General features: G+C 50.0%; 9 protein-coding genes. 3 read left to right on the plus strand and 6 right to left on the minus strand.

Features of this window, described 5'->3' with window-relative positions:
- Positions 1–97: 97 nt before the first annotated feature.
- From ACR9Y8_RS08280 to ACR9Y8_RS08295, 4 genes are read right to left on the minus strand one after another with little or no spacing between them, the layout of a single operon-like run.
- The gene (locus ACR9Y8_RS08280) at positions 98–1,912 is read right to left on the minus strand and encodes a carbamoyltransferase family protein (protein ID WP_481212777.1); all 1,815 of its coding nucleotides are present in this window, start codon (positions 1,910–1,912) and stop codon (positions 98–100) included.
- Positions 1,913–1,919: 7 nt separating this feature from the next.
- On the minus strand, positions 1,920–2,069 hold the full coding sequence (locus tag ACR9Y8_RS08285) for a DUF5989 family protein (protein ID WP_481212778.1): 150 nt from the start codon (positions 2,067–2,069) through the stop codon (positions 1,920–1,922).
- A 28-nt stretch (positions 2,070–2,097) separates the two neighbouring features.
- Complete coding sequence (locus tag ACR9Y8_RS08290; protein WP_481212779.1) at positions 2,098–2,331, minus strand: SxtJ family membrane protein; 234 nt, start codon at positions 2,329–2,331, stop codon at positions 2,098–2,100.
- Between the two features lie 2 nt (positions 2,332–2,333).
- Entirely contained in the window at positions 2,334–4,343 is a 2,010-nt protein-coding gene (locus ACR9Y8_RS08295) for a hypothetical protein (RefSeq protein ID WP_481212780.1), read from the minus strand.
- 99 nt (positions 4,344–4,442) lie between these two features.
- On the opposite strand from ACR9Y8_RS08295, the gene ACR9Y8_RS08300 reads away from it, so the two are divergent.
- Both ACR9Y8_RS08300 and ACR9Y8_RS08305 read left to right on the plus strand, forming a co-directional pair.
- On the plus strand, positions 4,443–4,862 hold the full coding sequence (locus ACR9Y8_RS08300; protein ID WP_481212781.1) for a nucleoside deaminase: 420 nt from the start codon (positions 4,443–4,445) through the stop codon (positions 4,860–4,862).
- A 163-nt stretch (positions 4,863–5,025) separates the two neighbouring features.
- A complete protein-coding gene (locus tag ACR9Y8_RS08305) occupies positions 5,026–7,386 on the plus strand; it encodes an ABC transporter permease (protein ID WP_481212782.1) in 2,361 nt (786 codons plus the stop codon).
- 5 nt (positions 7,387–7,391) lie between these two features.
- On the opposite strand, the gene ACR9Y8_RS08310 is transcribed toward ACR9Y8_RS08305, so the two are convergent.
- Both ACR9Y8_RS08310 and ACR9Y8_RS08315 read right to left on the minus strand, forming a co-directional pair.
- Positions 7,392–9,989 carry a bacterial transcriptional activator domain-containing protein gene (locus ACR9Y8_RS08310; RefSeq protein WP_481212783.1) on the minus strand — a complete coding sequence of 866 codons (2,598 nt, stop codon included), beginning with the start codon at positions 9,987–9,989 and terminating at the stop codon, positions 7,392–7,394.
- A 125-nt stretch (positions 9,990–10,114) separates the two neighbouring features.
- Positions 10,115–12,163: a glycoside hydrolase family 19 protein gene (locus ACR9Y8_RS08315; protein WP_481212784.1), complete on the minus strand. Its 2,049-nt coding sequence runs from the start codon at positions 12,161–12,163 to the stop codon at positions 10,115–10,117.
- Positions 12,164–12,425: 262 nt separating this feature from the next.
- Here ACR9Y8_RS08315 and ACR9Y8_RS08320 point away from each other — a divergent pair, with 262 nt between their 5' ends.
- Positions 12,426–15,599, plus strand: a complete 3,174-nt coding sequence (locus ACR9Y8_RS08320) for a TonB-dependent receptor (protein WP_481212785.1) — start codon at positions 12,426–12,428, stop codon at positions 15,597–15,599.
- Positions 15,600–15,644: the final 45 nt, after the last annotated feature.

The raw sequence follows: 15,644 nt of genomic DNA on the forward strand, positions 1-15,644 counted from the left end.
GGGATATTTCTGATGATTGTGATTGATAATCTCCTGCAAGTAAGCGGGGCAGCACTAACAAGGGCATTAATAATGGGCTAACGGGGAAATTAATTTCTCAATCCGGATCAAAATCCCTTGCCATCATATCTTGCGGGAAGCTTTGCTGCGTACGATCAAATAAATAGTTATCCATCACCAGGTAGTCCATCGCTGTATGCATAAATGCCTGCCAGGCATCTTCCGGTGTACAGACCACCGGCTCGCCTCTTACATTGAAAGAAGTGTTCACCAGCATACCGTAGCCGGTACGTTCTTTAAAGCTATTGATCAGGCGCCAGAACCTGGGATGTAATGACTGGTTCACGGTCTGTATCCTGGCCGAATAATCCACATGAGTAATAGCAGGTACTGCGGAACGCTGCGGTAGCGGCTTTCTCAGGAAGGGCCGCAGGGGCGCCACCCGTAACATATAGGGAGAAGCATCTGCCAGCTCAAAATAAGAAGACGCATCTTCTTCCAGCACGCTGGGCGCAAATGGCCGAAAGCCTTCGCGTCGTTTTATATCGCCATTGAGCCGGAGCTGCATATCCGGATGACGCGGGTCTGCGAGGATGCTCCGGTTGCCAAGCGCACGGGGGCCAAACTCCATCCGTCCCTGAAACCATCCTACCACTTTGCCGCTGGCCAACAGGCTGCTGACCTTTGCGGCCAATAGCGCTTCCTCATGAACACATTCGCTAACGGCGCCATAACGGTGGATCAGCTGTTCAATATCTGAACTGTTATAAGCCGGGCCGAGAAAAGCCCCTTTCATGGCATCCTGCCCGCTTACGACTTTCCGCTCCTGTTCATGACCAATATGGTATGCCGCCAGTGCTGCACCTAAAGCTCCTCCTGCATCGCCGGCAGCCGGCTGCACCCAGATATCCTCAAAAATGCCGGATAAAGCCAGGCGGCTGTTCGCCACGCAGTTCAAGCCTACTCCGCCTGCAATGACCAGGTGTTTGCTTTGTGTAATCTGCTGTGCAGTACGCGCCAGGGCCAACACGATCATTTCCGTCACTTCCTGGATAGCCAGGGCCAGGTTCATATGCGCAGGTGTAATAGCGGCTTCGGGCATACGGCGCTGCAAGCCGAAAAGCCGTTCCCAGAGATGATCGTTGGTCATGGTTTTGCCGGTGGCGAAATTGAAATAGCGCATATTGAGCAGAATAGAACCATCTTCCCGCAGATCTACTAACTCAGACAGGATCTGCTGCCGGAAGACCACCGTTTGCCGCGCACCTTTCCGCCCATAAGGCGCTAATCCCATCAGCTTATATTCTCCACTGTTCACTTTAAAGCCCAGGTAATAAGTGAAGGCAGAATACAAAAGGCCAACGGAATGCGGAAAACGCAGTTCCTTTAATATTTTAATATGCCTGCCATGGCCATGACAGATAGTGGTAGTAGCCCACTCTCCCACCCCATCTATGGTAAGGATGGCCGCTTCCCTGAATGGGGAGGGATAGAAGGCGCTGGCGGCGTGCGACAGATGATGCTCAGGAAAATAAATCGGCCATTGATGACGGGAACCTTTTTGCCTGCCCAGGTTACGCAGGTGTTTTTTTATGAACAGCTTTTCACGGAGCCATACGGGCATGGCCATCAGAAAACCAGTGAGCCCTGCAGGAGCAAATGCATGGAATGTTTCCAGCAGGCGCTCAAACTTCAGCAGGGGTTTATCATAGAATGCAATCGCGCTCAGATCATTATAAGTAATACCGGCTTCCTGTAGTACATAAGCAATCGCCTGCACAGGAAAAGATGCGTCGTGCTTCTTACGGCTAAAGCGCTCTTCCTGTGCAGCGGCCACTACCTGTCCGTCGGCGATCAATGCAGCCGCACTATCATGATAAAATGCCGATATACCTAATATATACTCCGCCAATTGCTGTTCAGAATAAAGTGTAAATAAACGGCGCCAGGGCCGGTACGCTGGTGAGGATCACGAGGACCGTCAACAACAGCAGCATCAGCACCAGTGGCAGTAACCAGAATTTTTTCCGGGTCTTAAGAAAGAGAAACAGCTCAGATAGAAAATCCATAATGCGGTCGTTAGTGATTAGTTGTTAGTTAAAAGGTATGAAGCAGGTCTTCACGGGTGTATTCATGCTCCCTGTTCTCCATGACTGATCCGCGGCCTTTTTTAAACTGGCGAAGCCGCAGGTGATCGATCCCTCTCCACCTTCTCCATACGCCCACGGGAACAACGAGCAATACGAACAAGATTCCCAGCAGGATGCGGATGTTGATCATGCCTAATATTTGTGCAAAAGCCAGCCAGGCCGTGTAGAGCTTCCTCAGCATATTCATACTTTTTTTAAACGGGTGAGCAGCAATAAAGCATTCTTATTCTCCGGGTCGGATCGCAGCACTTTTTCCAGGTAGCTGGCAGCGCCGTCGCTGTTTCCCATTTTGATGTAGCGGTCTACCACCGGGTTCAGGATAGCCGGCCCCAGGCCTGTTCTTCCTGCATTGTTTTGCAACTGGATGATCTCTGCCGTGAGCTGCCGTACCGGCGCCAGGTTCATGCCCGGATTGTGCTGCATAGCATAATCCAGGTAAGGCATTGCGGCCAGGGGGCGATCCATCTTTAAATACAGCACAAAGAGCGTACGGGCGGTTTCAAAGGTTGGCGACAAGGCAAATGCTTTCCGGAAATAAAAGGCGGCCTCCTCCAGGTTATTCATCTTTCCATACAGGTTAGCCGTTCGTTCACAGAGTGGAGCGGACAGCGGATCCTCCAGCAACAGGCCTTCTGTTACGCGGCAGGCTTTGGACCATTCTTCCCGGCTCAGGTAATAATTATAGAGTGTATCCATTACCTGCGGCCAGGCGCTATGTTCAAAGGCAAGTCCATAAGCCAGTCTTTCTTCCAGGGAGTTGATCTTCAAAGTATCGGGTGTTGAAGTGATGTTAAATGGCCAGCTTCTTTTCAGGTTGTATATTTTATAGGCTCCTGCCAGGGAGTCTACCGCTGTGACGGGCATCACATGCTCCAGCTGCGCCAGGCTCATTTCCTGTTCCTTCAACGCGGGCAAAACGCCGGCCTGCAACATGGACCTGTAAAAGGCATCTGAAAGGACTGCATATCCTTCCAGGTTGGGATGCACATGTTCCAGCAGCAGCTCATTACCGATAATATGCTGCACAGCATGGCATTCAAAAGCGGCTTTTGCATCTACCAGGTGGGCCTGTTTGTATTTACGGCATAACTGCGGGATCAGGGCATTGAGCTCTGAGGGAGCGCGAAAACGCAGTGCATCCAGGTCTTTTGCTGCTGCAAAGCGATTACGCGCCTGCATCGTATCTCCCTGTGCCAGCAGCAGGCGGCCCATGTAATAATTACAGGCGGCATGGCCGTTGAAAGATCTGTCGGCAGCATTAAAGGCCTTCAAGGCTGCGCTGGTATCACCACTGTTCAACGCTGCCAGGGCCCGGCTATACGCCTGCTGAAAACCAGGATAACGGGCGCTATCCGGCTGTATACTGATAAAAGGCGGAAGGTCTTTATCATTAGACACCAGGTTACTGATAAAGACCGGAATCCCCTTTTTGTCAAAGAATCGCAGGGTGGCTTCCATATTGGCCCTGAACTGCTCCACGCCCCTGTTGTATAATTTTGAGCCAAAGGGAATCTGCTGGCTGGCCACCATCCGTTCCATACGGGCTTTACCACCCGCTGCTGAAGGATTTTTGGCAAGGCCGGTCACCTTTTCGTAAGCAGCAGTAAGCAATTGCACCAGCCTGAGCTCCCGCAGGGCGATCACCATATTCACGAGGTTGGGATTACCGTTGATCCGCTCCGTGCTGCCTACCCCCAGGCTGCCGTAAAATTCATTATGGCCACTGTATATAAGCACGGCATCCGGCTGGTAGCGGGCCAATTCTTTGGCAAAACCCAGTACAGTAAAAGAATTAACGGCCGTTAGCGATAAATTAATGACCTCAAATTCCTTATCGGGGAAGTTATGCATCAGGCGGTATTGCAGCCAGCGGTGAAAAGAGCCGTTATGAAAATAGGGATAGCCGATGGTGGTAGACTCTCCCAGTACGAAAATGCGGCAGGTATTAGCGCCTTTCTCTTTCCGGAATATTTCGCTGTTACCGGTGGTAGCGATCTGCTGGTTGAGAAAATACTTCCGGGAGGCGTTAGGGTTCAGTACCAGGTAATGCTTGTCCGCAGGGTAGGTAATAAAAAGGCGATGGTCCTGCCCATAATGGAACAGGCGAAGCAACAGTTCGAGCAGCAGCAAAACCATTACGGCGAGGCCTGCGCTGATAAGCTTGAATAACAGTACCCTGGGTTTACGGTTCATAGGGCACAATATAGATGGGGAGGCTTAACAGGGGCACTAATAAGGCACTAATTTGCCCGGTAAACAGCTGCAAATGAAGAAAAAATGTAGTTTTGAAACATGCACGACCAGCAATATATGGACCGCTGCCTTGAACTGGCAGCATTAGCCGCAGCAGCAGGAGAAAGCCCCGTTGGTTGTGTTATCGTAAAAGACGGACAGATCATCGGGGAGGCTTATGAGAAAAGCAGACAGCTTAAAGACATTACCCGGCATGCGGAAGCGCTGGCGGTGATAGACGCTGTAAAAAAGAATGGCTCCGTTGCAGGGGCCACTTTATATACCAATGTGGAGCCCTGCCTGCTTTGCTCCTATGTTATCAGGCATCACCGGATCGCGAGGGTGGTTTACAGCAAAGCCTGCGGAGAACTGGGCGGCACCAATCCCAGGTTTAACCTGCTTACGGCAGATGATATTGCTGCCTGGGGCAGCGCGCCTGCGGTAAGCGTTTACACACCAGAAAGCCAGGATAAAAAGTAAGCGCCGTCTTTGGAGCGTACGCAATTGGACGCCCAAATGTCTCAAAACCGGACAGTTACAAGCAGAACCGTACACTAAGCAATTGACCTTCAGCCCTTTTCTTTTCAGGCATTCGCTTTGTGTACAAGCCCCATAAGCATCATCCTTTTTTAAACTGCCACGCATGTTTAAAAATTATTTCAAAGTTAGCTGGAGAAACCTCTTTAGAAATAAAAGCTTTTCGCTGATCAATATTACCGGGCTGGCCATTGGTATGGCGAGCGCTGTGCTAATCCTTTTATGGATCCAGCATGAGCTGAGCTATGATCTCTTCCACAAAAAGAAAGACCGCATCTACCAGGTTTATAACCGGGCTGTATACGACGGAAAAGTGGAATGCTGGGCAAGTACGCCCCAGGTATTAGGACCTGCGCTAAAATCGGATTACCCGCAGGTAGAAGCAAGCGTGCGTGTAAACTGGGTGGGCTCTTTTGTTTTTCATGTGGGCGACAAGCACCTGGAAACGAGGGGTTATATCACAGACCCTGCGTTTTTACAGGTATTCGACTTTCCCCTGCTCAAGGGTAAGGCAGGAACTGCGCTGAATGACCCGCATTCTATTGTGCTGACGGAGAAGATGGCCGAAAAACTGTTTGGTACTGCAGATGCCGTGGGGAAAGTGATCCGGGTAGATAGCAGCGCGCTCTTTACGGTAACAGCCGTGATGAAAGACCTGCCCAATAACACGCGTTTCGATTTTGAATACCTGATTCCCTGGAGCTACATGAAAACGGTGCGCTGGGATCGTGACAGCTGGGACGAAAATGGAATAGAAACCTATGTGCTGCTGAAACCCGGCGTTACTGAAGGAACCGCCAATCAGCGTTTCCGTGATGTTATCCGCCTGCACGCCAGCAATGCAAAAACTGAAATATTCGTACACCCGCTACCGAAGTGGCGGCTTTATTCCCGGTTCGAGAATGGAAAAGTAGCCGGCGGATACATTGAGACCGTACGCCTGTTCGGCATAATCGCCGCGTTTATCCTGCTGATAGCCTGTATCAATTACATGAACCTGAGCACGGCCCGCAGTGAGAAACGGGCCAGGGAGGTAGGCATCCGCAAAGTAGCCGGTGCAGGAAAGGGCCTGCTGATAGGACAATTTATCGGCGAATCCATACTGATCGCTTTCCTGGCTGGCGTAGTAGCGCTGGCGATTGTTCAGATCAGTATAGGACGCTTTGGTGAGATCACCTGGAAGTCGCTGCAGGTTCCTTATGCCAGCCCATATTTCTGGTTGTGCGCCGCCGGCTTTATCCTGTTCACCGGCATCATTGCAGGCAGCTATCCTGCGTTCTACCTTTCGGCGCACAGGCCGATCAGCGTATTGAAAGGCTCTTTCAAAGCAGCCCGCACGCTGGTAGCACCAAGAAAAGTGCTGGTAGTGTTGCAGTTCAGTTTTGCCATTATCCTGATCATTTCTACCATTGTAATATACCGGCAGATCAGGTATGCACAGGACCGTGATGCAGGTTATGATAAAGATCAGCTGGCCTTTGTTTTTGCAAAGGGAGATATACTGAAGCATTACCGTACGATCCTTGAGGAGCTTATCAGCAGTGGCGCAGTAACGGCTGTTACCCGCACCAGCTCACCCATCACCTCCATATGGAATGATGACGACTACACCTGGGCAGGCAAAGCGGCAGACGACAAGCACGGATGTGTAAAAGTGCATGCAGACAGCTATTTTGCAGGAACAATGGGATTGACAATATTGGCAGGACGGGATCTTGATCTGAAAACGTACGCTACCGATTCCAGTGGCATATTGCTGAATGAATCTGCCGTAAAACTAATGGGCTTTAAAGACCCGGTCGGACAATTGGTAAAAAGTGGTGAAGGAGACTGGCATGTGGTAGGAGTGGTGAAAGATTTCATCCTGGGATCACCCTATCGGCCTATTGAGCCGATGGTGATCCAGGGGCCTGGCCGACATGGCTGGTTTGGTACAATCACGTTTAAGCTGAATGGCCAACGTTCCGCTGCTGATAACCTGAAAAAGATGGAGGCTATCTTTAAAAAATATAATCCTGATTATCCCTTTGTGTATTACTTCGCAGACGAAGCCTACGCCCAGAAATTCGACTACGAACGCCGCACGGCTGTACTGGCCAGCCTTTTTGCCGGGTTAACTATTTTCATTTCCTGTCTTGGTTTATTTGCATTAGCAACCTATATGGCGGAAAACAGGATCAAGGAGATCGGCGTAAGAAAAGTACTAGGCGCATCTGTAACAGGCATTACTGCGCTTTTATCCGTAGATTTCCTGAAGCTGGTGATCATCTCCTTTATGATCGCATCGCCGGTGGCATGGTGGTGTATGCATACCTGGCTGCAGCATTACACCTATCGCGTCAGCATCAATTGGTGGATATTTGTTGTTACAGGACTGCTTTCTGTGCTGATAGCTATTGCTACAGTGAGTTACCAGGCCATCAAAGCGGCACTGGCCAACCCGGTGAAAAGCCTCAGAGCGGAATAAGACAGTCAGTTAAACACTTCATTGAAATTTCCCTGGAACTCCTCCCCATACATATGGTAATACTCTTTTGCAAACTTGTTGAACAGCGCTTTCGCCATAGAATGCCTGCCCAGGATGCCCAGGCTCCTGCATTTTACCCTTAAGGCCTCTTCATTTACAGGGTCAAAAACGAAGATACCGTTAGCGATCGCGATCAGGAATTCCGGGTCTTCGGAGAACTGCGTCGTGGCAGCCGACAACACCGACAAAGCAGTAGCCGAAACTTCGGACTGGATATCATCCAGCCAGGGATACGCCGTATCTGCCAGCAATGCACCGCGCTGCACCAGCCTTAATAGCGCCTGCACTTCTTTTTTATTCAGCGTTGCGCCCGGCCTGCACAATTGCAGGAAGTCGTCCAGGTCAATATGGATCTCCTCTTTTGAATAATGCAAACTCCACCGGTCAGCATCTTTTGTAAAGCCGGCAGTGCCCAGTTTATCCAGGATGGCTTTGAGCTTCACCATATTCACAGATCGGTTGTTCTGCGCTTCCTTGCTGGATTTATCGCGCCAGAGGGTAGCATATAGCTTCTCTGCGGCTATGCCCTTGCCGTAGCGCAGCGTATAAATGACAATGATGAGGAACAGTTCTTTGAGCAGCGGGGTGAATGATTTGGTAATATCATTCCCATCTTTATCATACACTTCAAACTGTCCGAATAAATAGATCCTTGCTCTTTTATCTTCTTCTTCCGGCGCCGGCACTGCAGGAAAATCGGCGGGCTCAATATCCGTTGTTGCGGGTATCACCACGGGCACAGGCTGCGCGGGCGCTGCTGTCTTAGCAATACTTTTTCCTCTTCTGCGCCAGATTAACACGAGGCCCAACGCGATCAATGCCAGCAGCAGGCCTATATATGCCCAATGCGGTCCGGCTACTGCAGGCGCTTCCACCGTGACCGGGTTAGGTGGGAAAGCAATGGTGTACACCCTGACATCCGCTACATTCTCTTTCGAGGTATAAATAGTAACGCCAACAAGCTTTTTACTATCCGGGCAGTAGTACAGGTCTGCAAAGGACTGCACATCATGATAGGTATATGGCATTGCATTGCCCAGCAGCTGGTATTGGGGCGACAGCAGTGAGCCTTTGATCAGCTGCAGTGATGAATTGAATTTATCATTCGGGTATACCAGTGCATAGTATTCCTGCTTTTCGTCATCGATCACCAGGCTATTGGCAAAGCAGAACTGCCGTGCAGGCTCCTGCAAACGATAACGTACTTTAAAAGAGCGGTCCTTTACGCTGAAGCTTAGCAGGTCGTAATAGTACTTGGGATTCACCACCTGGCTGCCGGTGCTGCTGCCATATCCGCCAATAATGTAAGCTGTATCGCCTGCTTTATTGGCGCCTAATGCCGCCAGGTAACGGGGCATAAAGCGGTCGCCGCTGGTAGATAACAGCGTGTCCCATTGACCCGTGGAAAAAGAATAGCGCTGCACCCTGTTCTTGTACTCCAGCTGTCCATATCCGGCCAGCACATATAACGAGGTATCAAAAGAGGAAATGAATTTATTGGCATGCCAGTACACCGTGAGCAGCGCAGGCGTAAAACCGGCGTCCCATTTGCGTGCAAGCGTGTCGTATACACTTACTTTCTTTTGATCAATATAGATGTTATAGAGCTTGTCACGGAAAGGGTCGTATACGGACTGGTTGCCAGGCAGCAGCGTATCATGCTTTTCAGTAAGCGCAATACCTGTTGATTGCATTGTTTTCAAAGCCACTTTGTACAGGGAATCTGCTGCAACGATGTAGAGGATCTCATGTTGCTTATCGAAAGCCACGCTCGGAAACCCGTTCAGCTTCAGGGCTTTCGCCAGCTGCCAGTTCTGGTGCCGGGGCCTGATCCAGCCGGGGTTCTTTACTTCCGCTGTTTTTCCGCCTGCCACATCTTTACACAGATCACCACTGCTTTCTGACAGTGGCCATGAATATTTTATTCTGCCGTTCTGCTTTACCACAATGTCCTTGATATTCATCGGGGGAATATCCAGCATCTGAAAACCTTCGAAATTATTGGCGCCAAAGAATACACGGCAGCAGGGCTTTTCGCCAAAGTTGCCCAAGCCCCTGCCGATCAGTTTACCGTCCAGGTAAAAGGCCGCTTCATTGCGGCGGGTATCGATCCTCACTGTACACCTGTTCCATTGGCGGTACAAGTGTGCCGTATCTATCGTGAATGTCTGCGAGAAGCCCTCTCCTATCAGGAAATCAAATTTGCCGGTCTTCTGGTTGTATACAAGATCAATGTTCTGGCCATTGGTAAAGAGCAGGCGGAATATATAACCGAAATAGATATCGTGGTAAGGGATGAAGTTAAGGTCGAATGAGATCTCCGTTTCCTGGTCCAGGCACAGGGGCGTAGCAGCAGTAAGGTTAAGGGAAGTTCTTTTTTCCGGTACTACTTCATGGCTATAGAAACTTAATCCATAGGATTGTGCATGAACGGAGTGATGAAAAGAAAAGAGCAACAACACTAAAAAGGCATAGTATTTCATCCGCTGAACAGTTTCTCTTACGGAACGCATTGATTCTCCCGGTAACAGTCTCAATTTCATAACGCGACGTGGTAAGCAGGTACAATTTACTCAAAAAAGGAGAAAATGCTAAAAATAACGCAGGATATCTATGCAGAACGCCCCCGGGAGATCATCCGGGGGCGTTTTATTTAAACAGGCATCGTTTATGGTAAACGTACAATCTTAGCCGTTCCTACGAGCACTCCCCTTTCATTATTCACCTGCAAGATCCACGTACCAGCCGGTACGCGGCTCATATCCAGCTGCAGCTGCTGTGCATTTTTACCGGAGGGCGTGTACAGCTGATGCAGTATGGGTTGCCCGCTAACGGCATCCAGCAAAGCTATCCGCAGTCTTTGACCAGCGCCCACGTTTACAGTCACCTGTAAGGTATTACCTGTTACAGGATTGGGATAAACGGTGAGCGACGCTTTCCTTGCTTCATCATAGGTCACAGTAGCATTGGTCACTAATACAGGAGCGCTGGCAGTACAGTTGCTCACAAACTGCCAGGGTTGGCCGTCGCCTGAATACTGGTCGGGACGGTTGCCTTGTGTCCACCATTTTGCTTTATAGATCTTGCCATTGTACGATACCTGTGCACCTGCAGTGTATATGCCGCCCTGTGTCCAGCCCGGAACGCTGCCGCATGACTGGCCATTACCGCCGCCATCACCGCCGTTGCCATTGCAGGCGCCTACCACCGCCCAGGTAGTGTTAGTGCCGGGTACATCTGCCGCACCGGCCCACCATTGGTTCCGGTAGATAACATTGTTGTAACGAACAATATTACCCGCACTGGTATAGGTTTTACTAGCATCCCATGTGGGCAGGTAAGCACAGCCTTCCAATGTCTGGCTATTCCATACGGCGAATGTAACAGTGCTCACCACGGAATCTTTGCCGGGACGTATACCCACTGCGGTAGCGGTGTATGACTTATAGGCAGTTGGCGTCCATTGCACGGAAGTACCCCCTAAACGTAGCCCTTCTATATTGATAAATACCTGTGTGATCTCATTGCGGGGGTCATTCTTAGCAACGCTCAGCGTTACAGGAGATAAAGCAGTGACGCTTAAGATGCCGTTTGCAGGCGAAGTAAAGGCGATGGAAGTGATCTTGCTGCACTCCGCATTATCAATCGCAAAACGCCCCATATTGGCGCAACCGCAGTTAAGGGGATTATTACCACCGTTCAGCTCAAGGCTTACCTGTTTCAGGGCGGTATAGCGCTGATAGTGACCTATACGGCTCAATACTTTAGTGTTCTCTGTAGCACCGCCGCATTCTATGCCCCCATTAATGATATTGACCGTAGCGCCAAACCCGGGTTTCAGGCCGATGGCCGTTTGTTCAGCTGTAGGCGTCCATTTACCGGGGATCATTACCTCATGGCAGGAGGGCTTGGGATATTGCTGCGCCATCCAGAACCATATAGCTGTCTGAAAGGCGATCACTCCTTCCTGGATTACCTTTTCAGGATTGGACAGCAGCACATTCTTATCACCGAAGATAAATTCGCTGGCCTGGCCGTAGTTGTAATTATAGCTCAGCTGTATAGGTCCGCGGCCATGGTAAGATTTACCAGGTGCAGGCGGATACAGGGCATTGGTCTCATCACGGTAACCAATATTGGTAGTGCCTTCATAGCCTACTTCCTCGCGGAAGTATAAACCCCAGGCATACTGTCCGCCGGGTGCAGTAGGCCAGCCGCCGGTAGTTTCCTGTGAAATATTGGCCAGGAAAGCCATCAGCTCCCGCTTACGGGCAGCCAGGTCGCCTTCTCCCGCGAAGCTGGCATAATCAATGGTTTCATTGATGATCATGGCGCCGGAAGTATTAAAATCAGCATCTGTGCGGATCACTACGGATGCGCCGGTGGATTTGTCTACCCGTGTAAGCCGGTAGGCATTGGTGCCACAGCGGCGTTCGGAGATGATCTTAATATTTCCCATACGGCGTACTGCTTCCGCAAAGTTGGCGTAAGAATAAAAATCCTTTGCAGGCGTGCCGGGCAATGTACCGGTTCCCGTACGGTCGTCGGGGTTATAGCGGTGTGGAAAGAACACATCCCACTCAGCAGCGCTCATTACGTCGGAAAACTGCTGGGCCCTTCCGGGATGACTAACTACTAAAAACAGTAAAACTGCAAATAAATTGCTTGAAAGCCGCCGGATGATGGTGCTTCCCCGACGATGGGTAAAGGTTTTCATAGGTAAGATTCAGGTTTTCGGTTAATAGATAATGATTATTCTGAGTTCCAGTCTTTCCCTAGTCGTTGCTGAGCGCAGCTGGTACTATTGTACTGCAAAAAATATATCAGGATCTTCTAAATAAAAATTACTATTATCTTTGAGCTGGTACTAATGTAGCATACTCTTCTTTTTACACCGTCCGTTGTTTCCCTTAGATGAACTTTATGTTAACGATTCCGCGGCTATAGTAACCGCGTAGAGACGATATTAAATTCGCGCTATGAAACATGTTATCAACCTATTATTCTGTAGCATTTTATGCAGCTTTATCGGTATTCCGCTGCACGCACAAACCACCCAGGCATCTATCTTCGGAGTGGTAACGGACGAATCCAAACAGCTGATTCCAGGGGCATCCGTACTGGTGCGTAACGAATCTACCGGCTTTACCAGCCGCACTGTTACCAATGCAAAAGGTGAGTATACGTTCAGGGAGCTTCCCCTGGGAGGGCCTTACACCGTTACCACTTCCTTCATTGGTTATGCCGAACAGAAACAGACCGGTTATGCGCTGAACCAGGGCGATGTACTGCGGGTAAATGTTGCCCTGAAGTCTGCCTCCGTCAGCATGAATGAGGTAACGGTATCTGCTTCCTCTCTCCGCAACAAGGCGGATAATTTCGGTGCAGCTACTACGGTTACCGCCCGCGACATCGCCAAACTGCCGGTGAACGGACGTAACTTTACTTCGCTGATCGACCTTTCTCCGCTGAGCAGCGGCAACAGTCTTTCCGGACAGCTGGGCTCTTCCACCAACATTACTATCGACGGTACTTCTGCGAAGAACCCTACATCCAGCGCGGGCACCAATACCCGTATCGGGGGGCCGTATGCCATCTCCATGGAAGCTATACGCGAATTCAAAGTGGTGACCAACCAGTATGATGTTACCTACGGCCGTAGCGGCGGTGGTACCATCAGCACGGTGACCAAATCAGGTACCAACACCTTCTCCGGTAGTGCCTTTATGTTTGCCAGGGCCGATGAATTATCCAGCCCGAATGATATCAGGGGCAACAAACGCCAGAATGATTTCTCTACCTATCAATACGGCTTTTCGCTGGGCGGACCTATCATCAAGGATAAAGCGCATTTCTTTGTGGCGTGGGATCACCAGGCCGATGCCAGGCCCTTACTGTTGGCGGATATACAGTCGCCTGCAGATGAGAAAAGACTAAACGTCACCCAAGCCACGCTGGACCAGTTCCTGGGCATTGCACGCAGCAAATATGGCGTAGCGAATTCTCCGCAATTCGGCTCATTCAACAAGAAGAGGAATACGGATGCCGCTTTTGCCCGTGTAGATTGGCAGCTGAATGAAAAGAACCTGCTGACCATCCGCGACAACTATGTGAACGACCGTGCTCCCCTGGGACGTGATGACAACAGCGCCATCAACCTATACGAAGTGTATGCAGATGCACATGCCTGGAACAACAGCTTACTGGCTACCCTGCGTACGACAGTAAGCCCCCGGCTCACCAACGAACTGAAAGTACAGCACCTCTATACTTTTGAAGAAAGCACACCAGGCGATCAGCTGCCCGGCCACAATATACCGCGTGCTATTGTTGAACAGGTACAGTCCACCATAGACGGGAAAAATGCTTTCACCACTATACAGTTGGGCGGTCAGCGCTATTCTCCGGAACACTTCTACAACCATGTGTTTCAGTTAGTAAATAATGTATACTATAATACCAATAAGGCAAACTATACATTCGGTGTGGACCTGATGTACAGCCACATGAATTCCCTCTACGGCAGTGAAATGAACGGCCGCTTCTATTTCACCGGGATGAATAAATTCGACAGCCTGAAGCCTTACCGCTACGCCCGTGAAGTGGCTATGCAGGATGATCCCAGCGTAAAACAGAATATCGTGAGCAGCGCTTTATACGCACAGATGCAAACACAGTTGTTCAGAGGTTTTGAAATGATCGCCGGCATCCGCGCTGACTACACCACTTACCTGAACAAACCGAATGCGAACCAGCTCGTACAGGAAGACCTGGACCTTAAAACTGACCGTTCCTTACGCACGTTCCAGGTACAACCGCGTATCCAGTTCAACTGGGATATCAATGAAAGGCACAGGGATTACCTGCGCTTTGGCGCCGCTATCTTCGGCTCAGACATCAACAACTATGCTATGATCAACAACATGGTGTTTGATGGTACCAAAGTACTTTCAGTAGATGTACAGGGTGCGCTCGTACCCACACCCAACTTCATCGACTACCGTAAAAATCCGTCCAGCGCACCTGGGAGAGACCTATTTGACAAAGGTGTTCCGCGCCTGGCCACTATTAACATGAATGGAAAAGATGCAAGAATACCCGTGGTATACAAAGCAAATGTCTCCTACAACCGCCTGATCACCGATCGCCTTAAAATGGGTGTTACCTTCTTTGCTACCATCGCACGGAACAACTATATGTATGTTGACCGCAACATGGTAGACCAACCTTATTTCCGTCTGGCCAACGAGGGTAACCGCGGCGTATATGTTCCGGGCACGCCAGCGGCGATCGACACCACCAATGGCGTCGCCAACTGGATGGCAGGCCGTAAATCCAACCGCATAGGCCGTGTGCTTGAACTGACCAGCGACGGCAAAGTGAACCAGTTCGCCTTTGTAATAGATGGCACCTGGCGTTATTTTAAAGATGGGGAGTTCTCTTTCAGCTACACCTGGAATGATACCAAAGACAATACCTCCTATAACGGAGACGTTGCCAATACCGCCACCCTTTCGCTGATGACACCGGAAGATCCGCGAAATCTCAGCAAGATGAGCTATTCTGACAACCAATTCCGTCATAAGATCGTGTTTTATGGCACCCTGCCTACCTTCTACGGTTTCAGCGTAGGCGTACGTTACTCCGGTATTGGTGGCACCCGGTACTCACTGGCTGTGAATGGCAACGTGAATGGCGACTTCGTTAACTCTAACGACCTGGCATACGTTTTTGATCCTAATGACGCCAGCGTTGCTAAAAACGTTCGTGACGGTATAAACGCTATACTGGATAATCCGCTTGCCGATCAACGTCTGAAAGACTATATCACAAAAAACAAAGGCAAGATTGCAGAGCGTAATGGCGGAGTGAACGGCTTTTACGGTGTATGGGACCTGAGAGCGACCAAGAAAGTGTTCTTCGCCAAAAAGAAACAGTTCATCGAGATCTCTGCTGATATCTTTAACGTAGCCAACCTGCTGAATAAGACATGGGGAGCTACAAAAACACTGGGTAAACAGAATATCTACAACTTAAGGGATTTCAACCCGAATACTTTAAGCTATGTATATGCGGTGAACGCTAACACAGGTGTGATCACGCCTTCCGGTAACCCCTGGCAGTTACAGCTGGGTATCCGTTACGGGTTCTAAAAACAAAGTAGCTGCCACCATTACGGCGGCAGCTACTTCCTTGTG

This window comes from Chitinophaga sp. SVR4-12A (genome assembly GCF_056754765.1).

Bases quoted from the DNA above. Each gene is read 5' to 3' on its own strand.
- ACR9Y8_RS08295 (WP_481212780.1), bottom strand. From the start codon at position 4,343: ATGAACCGTAAACCCAGGGTACTGTTATTCAAGCTTATCAGCGCAGGC.
- ACR9Y8_RS08300 (WP_481212781.1), top strand. From the start codon at position 4,443: ATGCACGACCAGCAATATATGGACCGCTGCCTTGAACTGGCAGCATTA.
- ACR9Y8_RS08305 (WP_481212782.1), top strand. From the start codon at position 5,026: ATGTTTAAAAATTATTTCAAAGTTAGCTGGAGAAACCTCTTTAGAAAT.
- ACR9Y8_RS08320 (WP_481212785.1), top strand. From the start codon at position 12,426: ATGAAACATGTTATCAACCTATTATTCTGTAGCATTTTATGCAGCTTT.
- ACR9Y8_RS08315 (WP_481212784.1), bottom strand. From the start codon at position 12,163: ATGAAAACCTTTACCCATCGTCGGGGAAGCACCATCATCCGGCGGCTT.
- ACR9Y8_RS08310 (WP_481212783.1), bottom strand. From the start codon at position 9,989: ATGAAATTGAGACTGTTACCGGGAGAATCAATGCGTTCCGTAAGAGAA.
- ACR9Y8_RS08290 (WP_481212779.1), bottom strand. From the start codon at position 2,331: ATGCTGAGGAAGCTCTACACGGCCTGGCTGGCTTTTGCACAAATATTA.
- ACR9Y8_RS08285 (WP_481212778.1), bottom strand. From the start codon at position 2,069: ATGGATTTTCTATCTGAGCTGTTTCTCTTTCTTAAGACCCGGAAAAAA.